This is a genomic window from Taibaiella chishuiensis, from assembly GCF_003014535.1.
Taxonomy (GTDB): Bacteria; Bacteroidota; Bacteroidia; order Chitinophagales; family Chitinophagaceae; genus Taibaiella; species Taibaiella chishuiensis.
On record NZ_PYGD01000015.1, the window covers coordinates 72,327 to 92,757 of the forward strand.

Sequence of the window (20,431 nt, forward strand, 5' to 3'; positions counted from 1 at the left end):
ACCATCTGCCTGATGAAACACCTTACCCCCCTGGTATTTTTTTTAGCCATCGGCCTGCTTTTCCTGCCCGGAAGTTTACTGCGGGCGCAGGCTCCCCCAAAAAATTATGCTCAGCAAATCGCGGCAATGACGGCCCATTGCAACCTGCTGCTGGGCAGCGACTCGTCGGTAGCCGAAAACTATCCCGAGGCCCTCGCCTATGCCCAAAAGGCACTCCAGTCCTGTAAACCCGGCGATAGCCGCTCCCGGGGCCTGTTCGCACTGTTTGCCGGATCTGCAGCGTACAACACACTGAATTTCGACAGCGCCCTGGTTTATTTTAGCCTCGCCTACCGGGAAAGTATAAAAGCCGGCGCCGCCGACCAGGTATCCTGGGCCAGTGCCGCCCTGATACCGCTTTACCAGCAACGGCAAGACTATAACGCCGCCGACACCTTCCGGGCCAAACTGCAAAGCATCGTCGATACCACGCATGACCGGCGCAGCCTGGCCAAAGGATATTACGGCCTGGGCAATTATTACTACAGCAAATCGTACTACACCACTGCACAGGACTATATTCTGAAAGGGCTGGAAACCGGCAAACGCCTGGTAGATACCGCCCGCGACAACCGGATCCGGAAGGAATATGCGCTTAATTATTACCTGCTGTACAAGATCTACTCCAATACACAGTTGTATGCGAAAGCACTCGATGCCCTGAAGAAAGGGAGCCTTTATATGCATGCCTCCCCACAGGTTACGATGCGTTATTATGCAGCCTTTACCGATGCCTATACCGCTTCCGGTAACCTGCGCAATCTCGATTCCGCGCTACTTTATTATAACCTGCTTAAAGAACTGCCAGGGCCGCGCGGCATCACTTCCGAGTCGGTAACCTCCAGTCTCAATATCGGGCAGTATTACCTCGATGCCGGGCAATACACCGCAGCACTGCCTTTTATCAACCGCAGTGATTCGCTCGCTACAAGCAGCAAATCGCCATTCCTGATCCACCAGGTACAGCACCTTGCCGGCAAATATGCTTATTACACCGGGCACTACGACCAGGCCATCACATTGCTCAAACAGTCGTCTATAGTCAGTCAGAACGTCAACAAAGGCAACTACGCAGAATGCCTGCATTACCTGGCGCTGGCCTATAAAGCCAAAGGCAATGCCCCGCAGGCCCTGGCTTATTACGAACTGTTCGATGCGGTAAAGGATACGCTTAACCGCGAACAGACAGACCGCAACTTTGCCGACCTCGACATCCGTTACCGGACCCGGGAAAAAGAACAGGAAATCAAAACACTCAGCATCGGAAACCGCATCACCGTACTGGAGCTTCGGAATGCAAACAGGCTGAAATTATTGCTTGGCGCGGGAGTGGCTGCCCTGGCCCTGATCCTGGTACTGCTTTACCGTATATACCGGAACAAGTCGCGCCTCAACCAGGTACTGAACGAACGTAACCGGGAACTCGACCAGTTGAACAGTAAACTAGCGGAGGCCAATGAAAGCAAAGCCCGGCTGTTCGGCATTTTCAGTCACGACCTGCGTTCGCCCCTGAACAAGATCGCCCAGTTCCTTCGGCTGCAAAAGGCGCAACCCGGGCTTTTCAGCCCGCAGGCAAGCACAGCTTACCATGAGAAATTTGTACAGAGCACCGACAACCTGCTCAATACGATGGAAGACTTGTTGATCTGGAGCAAAAGCCAGATGGAATCTTTCCAACCGGAATTCAGGCCGGTAGCCCTGGCCGGGCTGGCCAGGCGGGAGATAGTACTGCTGGGTGAGCAGGTAGAGGACAAACAGGTACGCCTGGCCCTCAATATACCGGACAGCCTGTATATCAGGACCGACGAGAACTTTATGAGCATTATCCTGCGCAACCTGTTGCAAAATGCCGTACGGTACAGTGCGCATGCCGGCAGCATCAGCCTGCACGCTACAGCACAATCGCTCCGTATTACCAACACTTCGGGCTCTGGTCTTGATGCACCTGCATTAAATGAATTGCTCAACCGGACGGGGGTAAACAGCAACCAATTCGGGCTTGGGTTGCAGATCGCCCGCGATCTCGCCGTGCGTATCGGCGCACGGCTCCGTTTTTTACAGGAGCGGGAGGGCCAGGTAACCGTACAGTTAGACTGGTAAGCGGCAATCCTGCATCTTTTATGGGAATGATCTGTTCGAGAAACCGGGCAAAGCCAGGCAGGAAAAGGGTTATAAGCCGTTCAAGATTTCTTTTGATGGTATCCTCTCAAAATGTGTATCACCGGCAAACGCTTACACCAGGGTTAAATTACTTATACCGGCTTAGGTAACTACCGGGCACAAAGCCCGCTTGCCTTCGGTTGTAGCAGGAGCTCCGCGTAACCGCGCAGTTAAACGGATAAGCTGTGGTGCTGTATCTTTTATGAAAATAATCTGTCTGCAAGAACCGTGCAAATCCAGTCTGGAAGAAGGTTTTAAGCCCTTCAAGATTTCTTTTGATGCTATCCCCTCAAAATGTGTATTATCGGCAATTGTTTACAACCGGGTTATAATACATATACCTGCCTACGCAATTACCGAGCACAAAGCCCGCTTGCCTTCGACTACAACAGGAGGCCGCGTAACCGCACAGTTAAACTGGTAAACTTCTGTCCTGTATCTTTTGTGGAAATAATCTGTTTGCACAACCGTGCAAAGCCAGTCCGGAAGAGGGTTTGAATCTCTTTACAATTTCGTTCGATTGCATACCCGTACTTACGTATCACCGGCAAATGTTTACACCCGGTTATCCTTCTTACTCCTGTTTGGACAATTATTAAGCGCGAAGTTCATTTGCTTTCGGTTACAACAGGAGGCCAGGTAACCGCGCAGTTAAACTGGTAAACGTCTGTCCTGTATCTTTTGTGGAAATAATCTGTTTGCACAACCGGGCAAAACCAGGCAGGAAAAGGGTTTCAAGCCCTTCAAGATTTCTTTTGATGGCATCCCCTCAAAATGTGTATTGCCGGCAAATGTTTACAACCGGGTTATAATACTTATACCTGCCTACGCAATTACCGAGCACAAAGCCCGCTTGCCTTCGGTTAAAGCAGGAGCTCCGCGTAACCGCGCAGTTAAACTGGGTTACGAAGGCCCTGTATCTTTTGTGGAAATAATCTGTTTGCACAACCGGGCAAAACCAGGCAGGAAAAGGGTTTCAAGCCCTTCAAGATTTCTTTTGATGGTATCCCCTCAAAATGTGTATTGCCGGCAAATGTTTACAACCGGGTTATAATACTTATACCTGCCTACGCAATTACCGAGCACAAAGCCCGCTTGCCTTCGGTTAAAGCAGGAGCTCCGCGTAACCGCGCAGTTAAACTGGGTTACGAAGGCCCTGTATCTTTTGTGGAAATAATCTGTTTGCACAACCGGGCAAAACCAGGCAGGAAAAGGGTTTCAAGCCCTTCAAGATTTCTTTTGATGGTATCCCCTCAAAATGTGTATTGCCGGCAAATGTTTACAACCGGGTTATGCTACTTATACCTGCTTTGACAATTACTAAGCGAGAAGCTCACTTGCCTTCGGTTACAGCAGGAGGCCAGGTAACCGCCACTGTTAAACGGATAAGCTGTGGCGATACGTATCGCAGGCAAACGATTACACCCAAGTTACAATACTTATACCAGCTCAGGTAATTACGAAGCGCTTTATGCTCCGGTCTTCGGTTATAACAGGAGGCCAAGTAACTACACACTTAAACTGGCAAACGGCGGCCCTGCATCTTATGAGGAATGATCGGTTACAAGAACCGGGCAAAGTATCACTGCTACGTCGATTTCCAGGACTTTTACAGTTTCTTCCGATTATATACCTGTACTTAGGTGCTGCCGGCAAATGTTTACACCCGGGTTATGCTACTTATACCTGCTTTGACAATTACTAAGCGTGAAGTTCACTTGCCTTCGGTTACAGTAGGAGATCCGCGTAACCGCACAGTTAAACGGATAAGCTGTGGCGGTACGTATCGCAGGCAAACGCTTACACCCGGATTACCATACTTATACCGGCTTCGGTAACTACCGGGCGCAAAACCTACGGACCTTGCTGTTACCTACACAAGCAAGATGGGTAGTATCCACCCGGGTATAAATAAGCACATTCCAGGTTTCCTAAAAAGCCTTAGTCCCTGCCACAGGCACTATCCATCCAGCTTTCGCCGCACGACCAGCAGCCATTCTTCTTCCAACTCCAGGAAGCCATATTCATAACTGAAGTAATAGACCTGGCCTTTCTGGTTACGGACATGCTGGGTATGGTATTTAAAATTAAACCCGAGCATGACCAGGTGCTCTTTCCTTATCTTTTTAAGATCCTCGCCTTCGGGGATCAGCATTTCCAACAACCGCCTGTTTTTACGCAGGGCATTGTTGATATTACGGACCAGGTTATTCTGATCGCTGTTACGATGGTTATTGAACGTATTACGGCAATAATCATCACAGAACTTCTTATCCAGTCTTCCCCGTAACAATTTCTGACAGGCCTGGCATAAGCGATGTGTTGTTGTTTCCATGATAGCAAGATTGGTAGTGTGAGTATTCTGGGGTTACAATCGGGTACAATCAATTACATCCGTACATAAGTGACAAAGAACCGGCTGAAAACAGCCTATGGCGCATATTTGCCGGGTGATTTATTCATGTCTATTGTTCATTTCAACTATTATTCATTATTAAAATCGAGCATCATGAGCACTTTAAAAAACAGGGTACAACTGATGGGACACCTGGGCGCTGACCCGGAATTAAAAACCATCGACAGTGGCGCACGCGTGGCACGCCTGCGCATCGCAACCAACGAGTCATATAAAACCGCTTCGGGTGACTGGAAGGACGAAACGATGTGGCATAGCGTTACAGCCTGGGAAAAACTTGCCGAACGCATCGAACAACGCTTACACAAGGGCAGCTTTGTCATGGTCGAAGGCAAACTGGTTAACCGCACCTTTACCGATGCCAACGGCATGAAAAAATATTATACCGAGGTGCGCGCCAATAATATCATGCTGCTCGACAAAAAACAAGCAGAACAGGGCGAGCCGGCGGCGAACGAATCTGCGCCTGCAATGGCGGAAGGCGATGACGGGCTTCCATTCTGATCACCGGTGACGTAATGCATCCGCTAATACACCCCTGCGCCGGGTTATAGTAGTCTCCCTGCAAAGGGAATGCTATAGCCCGGCGCCATTAAATCCTGGGGATTACCAGTCCCCATACCGATGTTCAGGGTATGTGGGTAAATCGGCAACGGTATTCAAAGAACTTCGCAATACAAAACAAATATAATAACTATTTTATTTAAAATATCAATTAAATAAAATATATTTTCAAACAAATCAAGAGGCGGGCAAGCGAAACATGAAAACCAGGGGAGCCACCACACGCTCATGTCATCCTGAGCGTAGCAAAGGAGCTTGATGGAGGGAGCATGAGTAGAAATAAGCCTGACCATTCCAGCACTGTCATCCTGAGCGCAGCGAAGGATCTTAATAGAGGGAGAACCAGTAGAAATAAGCTTGTCCATTCCATCACTGTCATCCTAAGCGCAGCGAAGCAGCTTAACGGAGGAAGCGTGAGTGGAAACGAGCCTGACCATTCCATCACTGTCATCCTGAGCGCGGCGAAGCATCTTAATGGAGGATGCGCGAGTGGAAGCGAGCGATGACTATCCCTAACCATTCCTTTGTAAAGAACAGCTACGCTCAGCATGACAATCAAGGGGGAGCTCTCACACGCTCATGTCAGCCTGGGCGAAGCAAACAATCTTAATAGAGGGAGAACCAGTAGAAATAAGCCTGACCGCTCTATCGCTGTCATCCTGAGCGTAGCGAAGATCTTAATGGGGGAGCGCGAGTGGAAGCGAGCCTGACCACTCAATCGCTGTCATCCTGAGCGTAGCGAAGGATCTTAACGGAGGGAGCGTGAGTGGAAACGAGCCTGACCACTCAATCGCTGTCATCCTGAGCGCAGCGAAGGATCTTAATAGCGGGAACGCGAGTGGAAGCGAACCACGACTATACCTAACCATTCCTTTCGAATGAACAGGTAATGCTAAACAGCAGCTTAACCTCCTGCCCGGTAAACCGCTACGCTCAGCATGACAACCAAGTGGGAGCTATTGCACACATGTCATCCCGAGCACAGCGAAGGATCTTAACGGAGGAAGCGTGAGTAGAAACGAGCCTGACCACTTCATCGCTGTCATCCTGAGCGCAGCGAAGGATCTTAATAAAGGGAGGGCAAGTGAAAGGAAGCGGCTATCGCCGGAGCAGCATATGGATGACCAGCCAGCCCAGCACTACGAGCAACAATACGACCAGCACGAAGATCCAGCCCCAGTGATCGGTAAGTTTATTGCGGCCGCGGCGTGCCCTGCGTTTTTCTGTCAGTTTTTTCAACTGGTTATTCAGCTGGGCCGTAATGATCCGCAACTGTTCCTGGTCGCGCACTTCGGCAAGCCCCTCGATCGCATCGCTGAGAAACGGATCGGTATCCATGAGCGCTTCCAGCTTATGTTGCTGGTCGGGCGGCATGGTACCGTCAAGATAGCGCAATAGCGTTGCTTCGTCTATCGCGTTACCTTCGTTGTTTCCTATTTTCTTTTTATCAGCCAATGTGATCGGTATTAAATCTTAATCTGGTTACAAAATTACGGGCATTTATGTTTCAGCCTTCAAGCCGCATGCGCAGGTTACGTTTCCCGTTCTGGATATGGCTCTTTACCAGCTTCACATCATACCCGGTAAGGGTGGCTACTTCCTGGTAACTCTTCTTATCGAGGTAGAAAAGCGTCAGGCATATCCTTTGCTCGTCTTTCAACCTGGACAACTCCTCTTTCAAACGGTCGATGTCCTTTTCTCGTTCGAGCAGCAAAGATAGGGGCACTTCTTCAGGTTGTTCCATCTGGTCCAGCCTTTCCGGCTCCGACCATATCTTTTTATCGCGAAGCAGGCTCAGGCACATGTTTTTAGCCACGCGGTACAGCCAGCCGCCTATATTATCGATCCGGTATTTGGGAATTTCGGAAAGCGCCTTCAGGAATACCTGTTGCACGGTATCGCGCGCGGTATCTTCTTCTTTCAGGTATTTCATACAAACCCCGAACAGCAGCATGGTATAGCGTTCGAGCAATATGCCCAGCCACTCTTTATTCCCGTCGGTATAAAACCGCGCCAGGAGGTCTTCATCGTTGATATGTAGATAGTCGGTTGCCAATAGGTTTATCAGGGTCGGTAAGTACTGATCAAAGGATGCAGTAACAGAAATATTCCATAAAAAAAAGCAAATTATGCTACTTTCGTCCCGCTATCGCAAATATAATGCCCCGAGTCCGTCATGAAAAATAAAGGTGCTGTATTCCTGGCCATCGTGCTGGTCCATATTTTCTGGTTTGTCCTTGCTATGCAGGGCAAACATTTTTACATGGGCGACTCGAGCGAATATATTTATATGGCGGTCAATTTTAAGAAAGGCCTTTTTTACGCCACCAATACCGCCCTGCCTCTAAGCATCCAGCATTATTCGCTGCGCACACCGGGCTATCCTTTCTTCCTGTTTATCAGTTATTCGCTGTTTGGCGAAGGCACCCTACCCGTACTTATCCTGCAGAATATCTTATCCATAGCTTCCTGCTGGATGATTCTTACCCTGTTTGCCCGTGTTTTTCCACAACAAAAACGGACCTGGATCTATATTTTGCTGGTTTCGGTATACCCCATGCAATTCGTTATCGCCGATATGGTGCTTACCGACAACCTCTTCCAGTTCTGTATGATGCTGTATTTCCGGCAGCTGATCCTGAATTACTACGAGCCCAAACCCGGCCGCATCTGGCAAATGAGCCTGTGGCTGATGCTTTCCTTTTTTGTAAAACCGGTAACCTATCCTTTTTTATGCCTCCACCTGCTGTATTGCCTCTGGCATATCCGTAAGTGGAAGATGGCCAAATTGCTGATCCCTACCTTGTTCCCCATGCTTGCGGTAGTGGGTTACGGCTTCTGGAACAAGCACCAGACCGGCCTGTACCATTTATCGAGCATACAGCCGATGAATATGCTCGACTATAACCTTAAACGCTTCCAGGAATCGCGCTTCGGGTTCAGTAAGGCACAGGCCTACAACGATACGGCTCACCAGGCTATTAACCGCCAACCGGATTATGTATCCCGTTACCGGAAAACGGAAAGCCTGGCGGTGGAAGGGATTAAGAAAGACCTGGTACCCTATGCTTTATTTCACCTGCGGGAAAGCCTGCGCTATTTTATAGAACCGGGCAAGGTAGAGATCGATGTCTTTTTCGGTTATTTCAGTTATGCAAAAATGACGCTGGAAAAGGGCGAAGGTTTTTTTGTAAAACTGGAAAAAGGAGGGATCAGGGGAGGCCTTGAATACCTGAAAGGGTATCCGCTGATCCTGGTGGTGTTACTGGTATTACTGTTTAATATCATCCGATCGCTGGGCTTCCTGCTGTTCCTGTTCGACCGCGCTGTGCCTCTAGCCGTACGATTAACCATGGCCGTTTACGCCGGCTATTTTGCCGTTATTACCGGTCCCGTTTCCTATACCAGCCGTTATTACCTGCCTTGTGTGCTGGTTACCTCGGCTTGTGCCATGATCACCTACTCCAGGTTATGGAACAGGAAACGGGCTAAGCAAACCGCCTTAATACCCCATGAATAATACCATGCAACCGGAAGAAATATCAGCCGTCCACCACAACCGGTTCGTGCCGGCGCTTTACCTGTTCCCGCTTTTGCTGCTCTGTGCAGGTGTTTTCCTGCTCTGGCCCTATTACCGTTTTTATATCGATCCCGATGCCATCAGTTACCTTACCCTGGTCGACAGCTACCTGGCCGGCGACTACCAGCATGCCGTCAATGCCTTCTGGAGCCCTATGGGCTGCTGGACCACGGTACTGGTCGTAAAACTGACCGGGTTACCCTTGTTCGCCGCTGCCATAACGGCCAATACCCTCCCGGCTGCAGGCATGGTGGTACTGGGCCAGGTGCTTTTTCACCGCTTCCGTTACAACGCCTGGGAACGGCTTTGTTTCGGGATCATGTCGGCGCTATTCTGGACCTATACCGTATATTTCCAGTCTTTTACCGACATCTGGCAATTCTTTTTCCTTACCCTGGGCCTGTTGATCCTGCTTCAACCGTCCTTTACCCGCAGGCCTTTATTATGGGTACTGCTGGGCCTGGTAGCCGCCTTATCTTATTTCAGCAAAGCTTATTCTTTTTACTTTTTCCCGCTCATGATCCTGGTCGTAAGCGGCATGCAGTTGCGCGGCGCCGGTGTTTTCAGCTGGGGCCTCCTGTTCCGGATCTGCCTGGTCAGTGTCGGGGTCATGATGCTGGCCGCCGCCCCCTGGCTCTGGCTGATACATGAGAAATACCGAATCTGGACCTCCTCCACGGCCGGCAAACTGAATTTTTCGTGGTGGCTGGCAGGCACGCAGGAATTACGGCCCGACATTTCGGTACTGGTACCGCCGCCGCCCTATTCCAATTCTATATTTTATTTTGAAGATCCTTACCTGGTCCAGGGCCGTTTTGTACATTTTTACGATTCGCTCCGCCTCTTTATCAAACAGCTGGGGCGTGTCGGGTTTAACGCCATAGGTTGGGTAGAAAGCGCCAACCGGATCTCCCCGTTTTATTTCGTCACCTGGCTGGTATCTATCGTATTCCTCTTCAGCAAGGGCCTTTCCTTTTTTAATACGACCGAAAAGAAAATCCTGCTGGTCGTGTTCCTGATCTTCCCGCTGCCTTACTGGACCGTAACCTTCGATGGCGGTCGCTACCTTTGGTTCACTATTCCGCTCAGCGCCATCCTGGGGCTCTGGTATGCGCAGCTGATCTTCCCGCTCATGAGCGAACGGATGAAGCGGCTTTTCGTATTCGTGTTTTGTTGTACCTACCTGGTGGCCCCGGTAGCGGATATGAAAGAAATGTTTGGTACCGGCCGGGAAGAATACCGTATGTCGGAGGCCATGAAATCGATGGGCATACAGGGGAGCTTCGTATCCAACCTGTCGTATGCATCGGGTAAAGGCAGGCTGCACCGGATTGCCTGGTTTACCGGCTCGCCCTGGTATTGCCATACCCTGGACCGCTACAGCAACGAGGAAATCCTGGAAGATGCCCGCAGGTATCATGTACAATATTATTATTATTTCTATGAAGGTACAGGGGCCGATTATGTATTAAAAGACGGGCAGGGCAACCCATATCCCGAGGTTACCGGCGGCCGCATCAAGGGGTTGCGGGTGTTCCGGCTTGGCTTTTAGCTTTTCTGTACCCGGTATAAATAGTTTATGGAGACTAAGAGAGGAAAATGCGTTTCCGGCAAAAAACAAGGCAAAAACCAGTTTTTTTTCAACAAAACAAGAAATAAATGGCCGGAAAGTTCTTTCAAAGCACTTAATTTTTACTTTTGCAAACTGATTCTTAATTATAATCAAATCACTAAACGATCCGCCGGCCCCACAGGAGCCCAAGGAGACATTCATTTTTTTGCATGGCAAACACAACAGACATCCGTAACGGTATTATCTTGAAATTAGACGGATCGCTTTATAGCGTTGTAGAATTTGGTCAGAACAAAACCGCCCGTTCCGCTGCTAAAGTATGGGCAAAGCTGAAAGGTGTGGACAACAACCGCAGCATTGAGCATACCTGGAACTCCGGCGATACCATTTACCCGGTACGTGTTGAACGTCGTAATTACCAGTTCCTCTACAAAGACGACAGCGGTTTTAACCTGATGGATAACGATACCTTCGAGCAGATCGCGGTAAATGAGAACATGATCGACAACCCCGGCCTGTACAAAGATGGCCAGGAGTGCTTCGTACTGATCAATACAGAAACAGAAATGCCGATGAGCGTGGAACTGCCGCCAAGCGTGGTGCTGCGTGTTACCTATACCGAGCCGGGCCTGCGTGGCGATACCGCTACCCGTACCCTGAAACCAGCTACCCTCGAAACCGGCGCCTCTGTAGCCGTGCCTTTGTTTGTAGACAACGACGAACTGATCAAGATCAATACCGTAACCGGCGAGTATATCGAGCGTGTAAAAGGATAATTATTTCGGGCGGCTAATCATCAATACCCTGTGATTAGCTTCTTTTTTGTAACAGCATCTCATCAATTAGTTGCCTGTAGCGGCTTTACAGGTTATAGTGCAACACAATTAAATTTAATATGGAATTTAAACAAATACAGGAACTGCTTAAAGCGGTGAATAAGTCCAATATCAGCGAATTATCCATTAAAGACGGAGAATTCGAGATCACCATCAAACAAGCCAATACCGAGCCGCAGTACGTAATGGCACAACCTGCCATGCCTGTAGCTGTACAGCCACAGGTTATCGCTGCACCGCAGGCTGCGCCCCAGGCGCCGGCTGCTCCTGCCGCTGCTGCACAAGCGCCTGCTGCATCCAGCAATACCATTACGGTTAAATCACCGATGATCGGTACTTTCTACCGCAGCTCCGGTCCCGATAAGCCTGCTTTCGTAAACGTAGGCGACGAAATCAAACCCGGCGATGTAATCTGCATCGTAGAAGCCATGAAGCTGTTCAATGAAATTGAAAGTGAAGTAAGCGGCCGTATCGTTAAAGTGCTGATAGACGACGCCACACCGGTTGAATACGATCAGCCTTTATTCCTGGTAGAGCCTTAATGCTAAGGTATAACAAGGAAAAGCCGGTTCCGGTGTATGATCACCGATAGAACCGCTCTTCGCCAGTTTATATTTCATATTTACATCAGCTAATTCATGTTTAAAAAAATATTGATTGCCAACAGAGGCGAGATCGCGCTCCGTATTATCCGTACCTGCCGGGAAATGGGCATCCAGACCGTTGCCATATATTCTACAGCAGATAAGGACAGCCTGCATGTCCGTTTTGCGGATGAGGCTGTTTGTATCGGTAAGCCGCAGAGTGCTGATTCTTACCTGAACATCCCGCATATTATGGCAGCTGCCGAGATCACGAACGCCGATGCGATCCATCCCGGTTACGGCTTCCTGGCAGAGAATGCCGGCTTCGCCGAAATATGCGCCCAATACAATATCAAATTCATCGGGCCCACCCCGCAGATGATCCGCTCTATGGGCGATAAGATCACCGCGAAGGAAACGATGATCGCTGCCGGCGTACCTTGTATCCCGGGTTCTGAAGGCCTGCTGGAAAGCATCGAACAGGCCCGCGTACTGGCCAAGGAAATGGGCTACCCCGTAATCCTGAAAGCTACTGCCGGTGGCGGTGGTAAAGGCATGCGCGTCGTATGGAGCGATGGCGAAATCGAGAAAGCCTACAATACCGCCAAACAGGAAGCAGCCGCCTCTTTCAAAAACGATGGTATCTACATGGAGAAATTCGTTGAAGAACCGCGTCATATCGAGATCCAGGTAGCCGGCGACCAGTATGGTACCGTATGCCATATGAGCGAAAGGGACTGCTCTATCCAGCGCAGGCACCAGAAACTCGTAGAAGAATCACCATCACCGTTCATGACGCCCGAACTGCGTCAGAAAATGGGTGAAGCAGCCATCAAAGCTGCCGCAGCAATCAATTACGAAAGCGTAGGTACGATCGAGTTCCTCGTGGATAAACACCGTAACTTCTACTTTATGGAGATGAATACGCGTATCCAGGTAGAGCACGGCGTAACCGAAGAGGTGATCAATTTCGACCTGATCAAAGAACAGATCAAAATTGCAGCCGGTATCCCGATCAGCGGTAAGAACTACGAGCCCCAGATGCATGCCATCGAATGCCGTATCAATGCCGAAGATCCGTACAACGATTTCCGTCCGAGCCCCGGTACGATTACCGTACTGCATACACCGGGCGGTCATGGTATCCGTGTCGATTCCCATATTTACGCCGGCTATACCATTCCTCCGTTCTACGATTCTATGATCGCCAAAGTGATTGCCGTAGCGCAGACCCGCGAAGAAGCGATCAATACTATGGAACGCGCCTTAAGCGAATACGTGATCGAAGGGGTGAAAACCACCATTCCGTTCCACCTGCAGCTGATGCGTAATGAAGACTTCCGCGCCGGAAACTTCACCACCAAATTTATCGAAACATTCGAATTGAAATAATACAGCCTTGCTGTTAGAGAGAAGCCGCATGATACAGATCATGCGGCTTTTTGTTTGTTATACACCGATGGCTGCTTATGCCTCCGGCCTGGGTTCGTCCTTGCCCATCATCTTCATCAATTGCATGCCCAGCAAGCCGTTCAGGCTGCCTTCGGTACCATTGCCACCGGAGATGATCAGGTCTGGTATCACTTTGATACCATTCTTACCTACCTCTTCGGTAATTTTATAACGGGTAAAATTATCGCCACCCATAGCTTTGACCTGCAATTCGTAAGCCTCTGCGGTGCTTTTACCGATCGCCATAATCTTCTCGGCCTCTGCCAGACCGGTTTTCGCGATCTTCTCCGCATCCGCGCCGGCATTAAGCCGTGTAGCTTCGGCCTGCGCCGCTGCCCTGGCCTTGGTCGCTTCGGCTTCGGCTACGGCTCTCATCTTCGTTGCCTGGGCTTCCGCATCCACCTGCAGTTTCAGGCTTGCCGCATCACCTTCTGCTTTCTTCACCGTAGCATCGGCCGTACGCTGCGATATCTCTACGCTTTGCTGCGCCTTTACGATTTCCTTTTGCATATCGGCAATGGCCGTTTCTTTTTCCATACCCTGGCGTTGCTCCTGGGCCATACGCTGGGTCTGGTAGGTCTTTTGTTCTTCTTCGGCGATCTTACGGTCGGTCAGGGTCTTCATCAATGCTTCGGGTGGTGTAATGTCGCCGATCAGGGTATCAACCGCGTTCACGTTATACTCTTCCAGCACGGTGCGGATATGCTCGCGGGCACTCTCCTGCCGTTCTTTACGGGTAGTCAGGAAGCTGATCACATCGCTGTCCTGGGCCGAGTTGCGGAAATAGTTGCCGATGGTAGGTTCGAGCACCTGGCTTACCAGGTTGGTCATACTGCCAAAGCGGGCAATAACCTTAGGCGCTTCATTAGCCGGGATATGGATGATCTGCGATACGTCGAGGTTAAAGGGGAAGCCGTCTTTAGACCTTACGGTAATGGTGCAGAGATTCTTATCGAGTGCATGCGCCTCGCTGCGGGCATTGGCCCAGTTGAGTACCAGGTTGGTGGTGGGCACCAGCTCCATCTTCATGGTATACTTGTTCAGCGGGTACTTGCCGGGGCCAAGCGGCTCCTGCCATACCCCCCTGAAGCCTTTGGCAACAATATTGCCATGCTTAAAGGACTCGCCGGTTACATCCTGCCCGTCCTCGCCGATATAAGAGATCACTACGCCAACGTAACCGATCGGTACGTCGGTCATCAGGATCTCTTCGATCTGTACTGCCCAGGGGTTAATGTTATAGGAACCGGCAAGAATGATCTGCGGCTGTAACCCACGGTTACCGCCCTGTTCGAGGAAGGCATCAAAATCCTGGAAGTTATTATGACCATCCACCTGCGCACCGGCAATCTGGTCTTTGCTTATCGGATTACCATCGAGTGTAGTGACCACGCCCACCCTGTTTTCGTGGATGATGATCATATCGGCAATTGTTACCGTAAAGGCAAAAGTATTGATCCTGTAGGTACCTGCCGTGATATAGGCCGTCTGGCGGCCTTTCTGGCCGCCGTTGTTCAGAAACTTTTCGGCATCCTGGAAATTGTCGCTGTCCACCCTGCGTGCCAGTATCGACCCGGTGGGTATTTCTTGTCCGTCGTTACTGAGCAGCAAGCCGATCTTGCCCTCCGGAATTACGGTAAAGGATTGCATATGGATACTGTATTGCCAGATCCACATGCCCCAATAGAGGCCAGGGGCAAGGGTTCTGGCCTGGAAGCCCGCCTCGCCGCGGGTTGCGATGATCTTGCCATCGGGTAAGGCGCGGTAGGCGCCGAAGAGTACAAATTTCTTGGTTACAAGCCCGATACGGTTTTCGGGCACGATGATCATACCAAACAAAACACGCAGGATCACTTTATGCAGTAAGGCGCATACGAATAACACGGCAATAAGGGTCAGGAGCAGTTTATGCTCTTGGAAGAAAGAAGACATAGTTTGTAAATTTTTAGGGAAGACAAGGCCTGCTGCGGTTTGTAACCGCAGTAGAACATGGTAAAAAAGTAAAAGGATGAAAGAATAAACGCAAGCCGCTACGACCGGTGCACAGGCTTTCTTAGCCGGCAAAGAAAAACTTGCGGCAGCAGGAAACAGCGATGCGTTGGTGAAAACTAGGCCCGGGGAGGTGAAGTATTAAACCGGGATAAAATAAAAGCGGTAAGGAAGGAAATAACCCGTAAATGTTGCACCGTAGTGTTGAGATTTATCCACCAAAGATATGCAGGTTAAGGGATACGATATATAAAACCGGCCCATATTATTTTCTTATAGGAATGCGGCCTGCCATAGGAAACAGTTATCAGGCGGGCTTTACAGGATCGTGTACTTGCCCGGCGGACTAAAACGCCACGTTGTCCCAATGAAAAACTATCCTGCCGGGCACCATACCGATACCGTACAAAGAAAGCCTGGACCAACATGGACAAAAGCGCCGGGCCAGCCTTTACAAACGGGTGTTAGCGGGCATTGTGGTTATGCCAGAGCAGAGCAGGTCTTCAGGTGTTAGGGATACGCCGGGCATTGGAGGTACAGGTATTGCCGGGCAAGGACAAGCAAAAAAAAACGTCAGCGCAAAGTTAATACAGGACCACAGTTGTAGCGGCAAGCGCTTTGCAACTGTGGTTCCTATTTTCGATATCGTTACGGGATTAGTTTACAGGACTAAGTCGGAACAGCCGTGCCATCTGTCTTACATTAACGCTTGCAGGCGTCAGGTATTTCAGGATAAAGTTGCGGATGCCCATACCGGCGCGGTTTTCCAGGTGCGAGAGTACGCCTACCTGCCAACTGGTCTTTACCACGTATTGTGCTTTAGCGCGCCGCAGTTCCGGGTATTTTTTAAAGGCATCGACCATATTGTATTGCTTCAGCAATTCGCCCAGCACATAAGCATCTTCAACAGCCTGGCAGGCGCCCTGCCCCAGGTTGGGTGTGGTAGCATGCGCCGCATCGCCCACCAGGCATACCTTATCTTTAGACCAGGCAGGTATAGGTTTCAGATCATAGATCGGCGCCTTGATCAGCGTATCCTTTGGTGTAGCGGCAACCAGTTCGCCGATCAGGGGATGAAAGTCGGCGATATAAGCATCGGGACCCGCGCCCGGTATTTCCTGTCGGGTATTGATCACCAGGTACCAATACACCTTATCCTTGCCGGTTTGTACAAAACCCACACGGCGGCCTTTATGCCAGGCTTCGATCACTTCGTGCCGGTAACGCTCCGGCAGCTGATAGCCTGTAACCCCGCGCCAGCAGATCTGCCGGGCATCGCGGTAAACACTACCGGGAAACAGTTGCTGCCGTACCTGCGATTTAATGCCATCGGCGCCGATCACATACTCCGACCTGATTACCGAACCATCAGCAAAAGCGAGCCGGTATACATCGCCCTCGTGTTCGATACGGTCCAGTCTTTTATTGATCCGGATATGCTCCGGGCCCACCGCCCGGGCCAGTATATCATACAGGTCGGACCGGTGTATGGCATGGTTCTGAAGCCCGTACAGTGCTTCGAAGCGTTGCAGGCTTATCTCGGATAAAGGAGCGAAATCTGCTTTGGTAATAATCATTTTATCGACCAGGTTGCCCTGCCGGTAAATCTCCTCATGAATACCCAGTTCGCGGAACACCTGCAGCGCATTATTGGCTATAATAATGCCGGCGCCCACGCTTTTGATCGCCGGCGCCGCTTCGTATAATACAAAAGGTATACCCGCCCGTTTCAAGACAAGGGCAGTAGTGAGTCCGCCGATACCGCCTCCTATAATGGTTACGTTCATTGTTTTATTTTTAGGCAAAGTTAGCGCCGGGTAAAGGCTGTAGCCGTTCACTTAAGTTAATTAATCAGGCGTTTCCGGATGCGGCTCAGGGACTGCGGGGTAATACCCAGGTAGGAAGAAATATATTTCTGCGGGATCTTAAAAAGCAGTTCCGGCGAGCGTTCGAGCAGGTTGCGGTACCGTTGTTCCGGGTTATGGAACAACAACTCGTTGAACCGTCGCTTGGCATCGAGAAATACCAGGTCGGATACTCTTTTGGCAAAGCCCATCCAATACGGATCTTCCTGTATCAACCGCTCTATGGTACGGCGTTCGAAAAACAGCACTTCCGTTTGCAGCAACGTTTCGATCGCCAGGTCGGAAACCTGCCCGGTGATATAACTTTCATAGTCGCCAAAAAAATCGCGGTCGACCTGCAGCAGGTAGCTGATTTCCTGCCCTTCTTCGTTGATATAAAAAGTGCGTACCGCTCCCTGCAGGATATACCCCAGGCGATCGAATACCTTGCCGGGCGTCCCGATCCGGGTATGTTTCCCATAGGTAACGGTATGGCTTAACGCCAGCAAGGTATCCAGCCTGGATGCGGGCAGCTGCAGTACTTGCAGCAGGTAATCCCTGAGTGCAGCATTCATGATGCAATATTAGAAAAAAAAGCTCGGCCGGCAGCTATGCAGATAAAGCTGTAACACAGCCCGGCTCGCTTATACCGGGTGTGCAGAATCATATTAAAAATACGCACCTGTTTACCCAAAGTGCACACCTGCTTAATAGCGCTTTGATCTATAACAATAATTTATCTACTTGCAACAGGATATAACGGTTACAGCATGCAGATCCGGGCCCGGGTTACAGCGCAGCAAAGCAGGTAACCGTACACCTATCCCGGCCTGCAGCCTCCCTAAGAGCCAGGCCGGAATACCGTTTCATTACACACCAACACGATTTAATCACAAAAACAAATCAAACATCGTATGAAAAAGATCAGTTTATTACTCGGTTTGTTCCTCTGCCTGGGCTTCAGCAAAGTATTTGCCGGCTCCTTCACCATCATGAATGCGACACCCTGTCCTTTCGAGTTCTACAGCGGTGTCGGTACCATTGTGGACCCTGCAACCGGCGCCACCTATTACTTTAGCTTCGGTCCCATACTCAACCCGGGCAGCACGAGCAATCCCTTCGCGAACCCGAGCTTATTACCCGGTTTCAGCAGCAATGCACCGGCAAGCGTACAGGCTTCAGGCTGTGTTACCGCTATTAAGGCAATCGGACCAGGCGCTACCAGTATCTACCTGACCAATAGCACGCCTTTTACCAGCTTTACCAGCACCAATAACCCGGCCTGCAATACCAACAGCAATAACTACATCGCGTCCTGGAATGTAGGTGGCAATAGTTGCGATGTCGTTGTCTTTATTTTTTAATAGCCGTGTAACCAGCTAAAACAATTCTTGCTTTTCGATCCAAACACAAAACCATTTATGAAAAAGATCAGTTTACTACTGGCACTCTTCGTGTGCCTGGGCCTGGGTAAGACCTTTGCCGGCTCTTTCAACATCATCAATATGACGGGTTGTACGTTTACGATTACCACAGGCTTCGGGTCGATTACAGGTCCTTCCAGTACGGTGTATCCCTTTTCCTTTGGCCCCGTTACGATCAATCCCGGGCCCAACCCCTTCGTGAACCCAACATTATTACCCGGTTTTACCAGTCCTGCGCCGGCCAGCCTACAGGCTTCTGGCTGTGTTAACCATACCCGGATGATGGGGCCTGACGGCGTATCTTTCCCATTGGGCGCGGCATACCCCTCCTATACCAGCACCAATAACCCGGCTTGTTATAACGGCAATAACTATGTCATGAACTGGACCACCGGCAGCAATGGCTGCGATGTCGTATCGCTTATTTTTTAAAAAACACATCAATCTGAAAATACAGAAGCAACCGCTGTAAGGCGGTTGCTTCTGTTATAAATTAAGCCGGGACAAGCTTTCCGGGGCTGGGTTCTTAACTGTGCCTGTGGATGCTGTACTTCCAGTCCCGTTCGGTCACCGGCCAGGTAACGTCGGAATAAAAATCCTTATCCCAGTACCAGCGGTTATTATTGAAACAGGTATACGTTATCGCGGGGTTGTCTACATCTGCGAACAGGAAAGTATACCGGGTAAAACCGGATAAGTCCGGCCTGCATGTAAGCTCAACATAAAAGGGATCTGTATACTGCTCCGTTGTTCCGCCATCTCCCCATATCATTACGCCCCAGATGGATACGGTGTTACCGGCAACAAGTACCTTATGCAACAGGCTATCATCGATCCACCGGTGCTTCGGCCAGTCGTCGTACTGATCTAACAACAACCGGTGCAACAATGCGGCCAGGGTAACCGAAACGCCATCCAGTTGCTCATTGCAGGAGGCTACAGCCGACAGCGTATTGCGCTTATCCCTATAAATGCCGAGTCCGGCAACTAAGATTTCTTCCAGTTCGGATATTGATTTCATAGCGGGCCTAAAATACATTTATGTCTTTACTACAAATATGCTTCAAAAAGATTTTTACCATCTTTATAAATAACATACTCCGTTTTTGCTGAGTCCCAAATCTGCACATAGATGGAACCATCTTCATTCTTGCCAATATCTATCAGGATATTATCTTCCTCTGCATCAGTTTCGACGTCGATGGTTTCGTCCGGGGCAATAAAGTCTTCAATCGCTTCCGGCTCTTTGATTATTGACATCTTCTCTTTATCACGATTTCGAATTCCGATTTTAATTTTCATTTTTTCTCGATTTAAGTGTGATCCGGTAAGGTACTACCAGCCTGTTATTCAGAGGATAAACCATTCAGCAATTCCAGCGAAGTAGTATAATCATTATCAAACTGTATAGTCCATATGTCTTCCACCAGGATATTCATTTTTTTCCCGGTCCGCCCATTCGTCTTTATGCTAAGGCCTGTCAGGCTGTCTTCCTGTATTTCGTTTAACCTAGTAATATAGGTAGTATCCGCCGCCTTCAACTCAATTTGTAATAAGCCGTCGATAGCAGCAAGCACGGTTTGCAAGTCCACGATCATAGCCTGGTGGGGAGGTTTCAATGCTTTTAATTGTATTACTTTTTCAACAAGGAGTTCTTTGCTGCCACGGCGATATCCCTTTATTTTACGGTTATTGATCAGCATATAACCGTCGATTACAAAGTCAACGGGGTTATAACGGATCAGCGTCCAGTCGTTCGTATAGTCTAAAACGATACCGCATATACTGTCCTTTCTTTTCCTGACATCGAAAGACAGGCATTTATTGATGTGTTTTTTCATGGTCTCGATTTCTTTAATATGCTGTTGGTGATAATGTAAGCTTCCCTTAAAACCGTAGTGTTTAAAAGTAGATAAAAACACTAACTTTAAAGTTGAAGCAATGAAAAAGTCAAAATTCACAGAAAGCCA

At 49.6% G+C, this 20,431-nt stretch carries 18 protein-coding genes; 9 read left to right on the forward strand and 9 right to left on the reverse strand.

Features of this window, described 5'->3' with window-relative positions:
* Window positions 1-12: 12 nt before the first annotated feature.
* Complete coding sequence (locus tag B0I18_RS24035) at window positions 13-2,139, forward strand: sensor histidine kinase (RefSeq protein WP_106525324.1); 2,127 nt, start codon at window positions 13-15, stop codon at window positions 2,137-2,139.
* Between the two features lie 2,020 nt (window positions 2,140-4,159).
* Here B0I18_RS24035 and B0I18_RS24045 read toward each other — a convergent pair.
* Window positions 4,160-4,534: a hypothetical protein gene (locus B0I18_RS24045; protein ID WP_106525326.1), complete on the reverse strand. Its 375-nt coding sequence runs from the start codon at window positions 4,532-4,534 to the stop codon at window positions 4,160-4,162.
* 174 nt (window positions 4,535-4,708) lie between these two features.
* Between B0I18_RS24045 and B0I18_RS24050 the strand changes: the two genes are divergently transcribed.
* Entirely contained in the window at window positions 4,709-5,119 is a 411-nt protein-coding gene (locus tag B0I18_RS24050; protein ID WP_106525327.1) for a single-stranded DNA-binding protein, read from the forward strand.
* A 1,158-nt stretch (window positions 5,120-6,277) separates the two neighbouring features.
* Here B0I18_RS24050 and B0I18_RS24055 read toward each other — a convergent pair.
* Together B0I18_RS24055 and B0I18_RS24060 are read right to left on the reverse strand one after the other, a co-directional pair.
* Entirely contained in the window at window positions 6,278-6,634 is a 357-nt protein-coding gene (locus B0I18_RS24055; RefSeq protein WP_106525328.1) for a hypothetical protein, read from the reverse strand.
* Between the two features lie 52 nt (window positions 6,635-6,686).
* Window positions 6,687-7,235 carry an RNA polymerase sigma factor gene (locus B0I18_RS24060; protein ID WP_106525329.1) on the reverse strand — a complete coding sequence of 183 codons (549 nt, stop codon included), beginning with the start codon at window positions 7,233-7,235 and terminating at the stop codon, window positions 6,687-6,689.
* Between the two features lie 120 nt (window positions 7,236-7,355).
* Between B0I18_RS24060 and B0I18_RS24065 the strand changes: the two genes are divergently transcribed.
* The 5 genes from B0I18_RS24065 (at window position 7,356) to accC (ending at window position 13,144) form a co-directional block, all read left to right on the forward strand.
* Window positions 7,356-8,699: a glycosyltransferase family 39 protein gene (locus tag B0I18_RS24065; protein WP_106525330.1), complete on the forward strand. Its 1,344-nt coding sequence runs from the start codon at window positions 7,356-7,358 to the stop codon at window positions 8,697-8,699.
* Window positions 8,692-10,311, forward strand: a complete 1,620-nt coding sequence (locus B0I18_RS24070) for a hypothetical protein (protein WP_106525331.1) — start codon at window positions 8,692-8,694, stop codon at window positions 10,309-10,311. The genes B0I18_RS24065 and B0I18_RS24070 overlap by 8 nt, the downstream gene beginning before the upstream one ends.
* Window positions 10,312-10,541: 230 nt before the next feature.
* Entirely contained in the window at window positions 10,542-11,108 is a 567-nt protein-coding gene (efp, locus tag B0I18_RS24075; RefSeq protein ID WP_106525332.1) for an elongation factor P, read from the forward strand.
* Between the two features lie 119 nt (window positions 11,109-11,227).
* A complete protein-coding gene (gene accB / locus B0I18_RS24080; protein ID WP_106525333.1) occupies window positions 11,228-11,710 on the forward strand; it encodes an acetyl-CoA carboxylase biotin carboxyl carrier protein in 483 nt (160 codons plus the stop codon).
* 96 nt (window positions 11,711-11,806) lie between these two features.
* Window positions 11,807-13,144 (forward strand): acetyl-CoA carboxylase biotin carboxylase subunit, encoded by a 1,338-nt coding sequence (gene accC, locus B0I18_RS24085; protein WP_106525334.1) that lies wholly within the window; start codon window positions 11,807-11,809, stop codon window positions 13,142-13,144.
* Between the two features lie 75 nt (window positions 13,145-13,219).
* Here the strand turns inward: accC and B0I18_RS24090 are convergent, their stop codons facing one another.
* The 3 genes from B0I18_RS24090 to B0I18_RS24100 form a co-directional block, all read right to left on the reverse strand.
* A complete protein-coding gene (locus B0I18_RS24090; protein ID WP_106525335.1) occupies window positions 13,220-15,136 on the reverse strand; it encodes an SPFH domain-containing protein in 1,917 nt (638 codons plus the stop codon).
* Window positions 15,137-15,849: 713 nt separating this feature from the next.
* Complete coding sequence (locus B0I18_RS24095) at window positions 15,850-16,980, reverse strand: FAD-dependent monooxygenase (protein WP_106525336.1); 1,131 nt, start codon at window positions 16,978-16,980, stop codon at window positions 15,850-15,852.
* A gap of 56 nt (window positions 16,981-17,036) precedes the next feature.
* Entirely contained in the window at window positions 17,037-17,612 is a 576-nt protein-coding gene (locus tag B0I18_RS24100; protein WP_106525337.1) for a Crp/Fnr family transcriptional regulator, read from the reverse strand.
* A gap of 339 nt (window positions 17,613-17,951) precedes the next feature.
* Here B0I18_RS24100 and B0I18_RS24105 point away from each other — a divergent pair, with 339 nt between their 5' ends.
* A complete protein-coding gene (locus B0I18_RS24105; RefSeq protein WP_106525338.1) occupies window positions 17,952-18,401 on the forward strand; it encodes a hypothetical protein in 450 nt (149 codons plus the stop codon).
* 57 nt (window positions 18,402-18,458) lie between these two features.
* Entirely contained in the window at window positions 18,459-18,893 is a 435-nt protein-coding gene (locus tag B0I18_RS24110; protein WP_106525339.1) for a hypothetical protein, read from the forward strand.
* Window positions 18,894-18,987: 94 nt separating this feature from the next.
* Here the strand turns inward: B0I18_RS24110 and B0I18_RS24115 are convergent, their stop codons facing one another.
* The 3 genes from B0I18_RS24115 to B0I18_RS24125 are packed head-to-tail and all read right to left on the reverse strand — an operon-like array spanning window position 18,988 to window position 20,302.
* Window positions 18,988-19,482: a hypothetical protein gene (locus tag B0I18_RS24115; protein WP_146146864.1), complete on the reverse strand. Its 495-nt coding sequence runs from the start codon at window positions 19,480-19,482 to the stop codon at window positions 18,988-18,990.
* 29 nt (window positions 19,483-19,511) lie between these two features.
* Window positions 19,512-19,763 (reverse strand): hypothetical protein, encoded by a 252-nt coding sequence (locus B0I18_RS24120; protein WP_106525341.1) that lies wholly within the window; start codon window positions 19,761-19,763, stop codon window positions 19,512-19,514.
* Between the two features lie 44 nt (window positions 19,764-19,807).
* The gene (locus B0I18_RS24125) at window positions 19,808-20,302 is read right to left on the reverse strand and encodes a hypothetical protein (protein ID WP_146146865.1); all 495 of its coding nucleotides are present in this window, start codon (window positions 20,300-20,302) and stop codon (window positions 19,808-19,810) included.
* Between the last annotated feature and the right edge of the window lie 129 nt (window positions 20,303-20,431).

Coding starts and splice junctions, on each gene's coding strand:
- B0I18_RS24035 (WP_106525324.1), top strand. CDS start 13: ATGAAACACCTTACCCCCCTGGTATTTTTTTTAGCCATCGGCCTGCTT.
- B0I18_RS24045 (WP_106525326.1), bottom strand. CDS start 4,534: ATGGAAACAACAACACATCGCTTATGCCAGGCCTGTCAGAAATTGTTA.
- B0I18_RS24050 (WP_106525327.1), top strand. CDS start 4,709: ATGAGCACTTTAAAAAACAGGGTACAACTGATGGGACACCTGGGCGCT.
- B0I18_RS24065 (WP_106525330.1), top strand. CDS start 7,356: ATGAAAAATAAAGGTGCTGTATTCCTGGCCATCGTGCTGGTCCATATT.
- B0I18_RS24070 (WP_106525331.1), top strand. CDS start 8,692: ATGAATAATACCATGCAACCGGAAGAAATATCAGCCGTCCACCACAAC.
- efp (WP_106525332.1), top strand. CDS start 10,542: ATGGCAAACACAACAGACATCCGTAACGGTATTATCTTGAAATTAGAC.
- accB (WP_106525333.1), top strand. CDS start 11,228: ATGGAATTTAAACAAATACAGGAACTGCTTAAAGCGGTGAATAAGTCC.
- accC (WP_106525334.1), top strand. CDS start 11,807: ATGTTTAAAAAAATATTGATTGCCAACAGAGGCGAGATCGCGCTCCGT.
- B0I18_RS24090 (WP_106525335.1), bottom strand. CDS start 15,136: ATGTCTTCTTTCTTCCAAGAGCATAAACTGCTCCTGACCCTTATTGCC.
- B0I18_RS24095 (WP_106525336.1), bottom strand. CDS start 16,980: ATGAACGTAACCATTATAGGAGGCGGTATCGGCGGACTCACTACTGCC.
- B0I18_RS24100 (WP_106525337.1), bottom strand. CDS start 17,612: ATGAATGCTGCACTCAGGGATTACCTGCTGCAAGTACTGCAGCTGCCC.
- B0I18_RS24105 (WP_106525338.1), top strand. CDS start 17,952: ATGAAAAAGATCAGTTTATTACTCGGTTTGTTCCTCTGCCTGGGCTTC.
- B0I18_RS24110 (WP_106525339.1), top strand. CDS start 18,459: ATGAAAAAGATCAGTTTACTACTGGCACTCTTCGTGTGCCTGGGCCTG.
- B0I18_RS24115 (WP_146146864.1), bottom strand. CDS start 19,482: ATGAAATCAATATCCGAACTGGAAGAAATCTTAGTTGCCGGACTCGGC.
- B0I18_RS24120 (WP_106525341.1), bottom strand. CDS start 19,763: ATGAAAATTAAAATCGGAATTCGAAATCGTGATAAAGAGAAGATGTCA.
- B0I18_RS24125 (WP_146146865.1), bottom strand. CDS start 20,302: ATGAAAAAACACATCAATAAATGCCTGTCTTTCGATGTCAGGAAAAGA.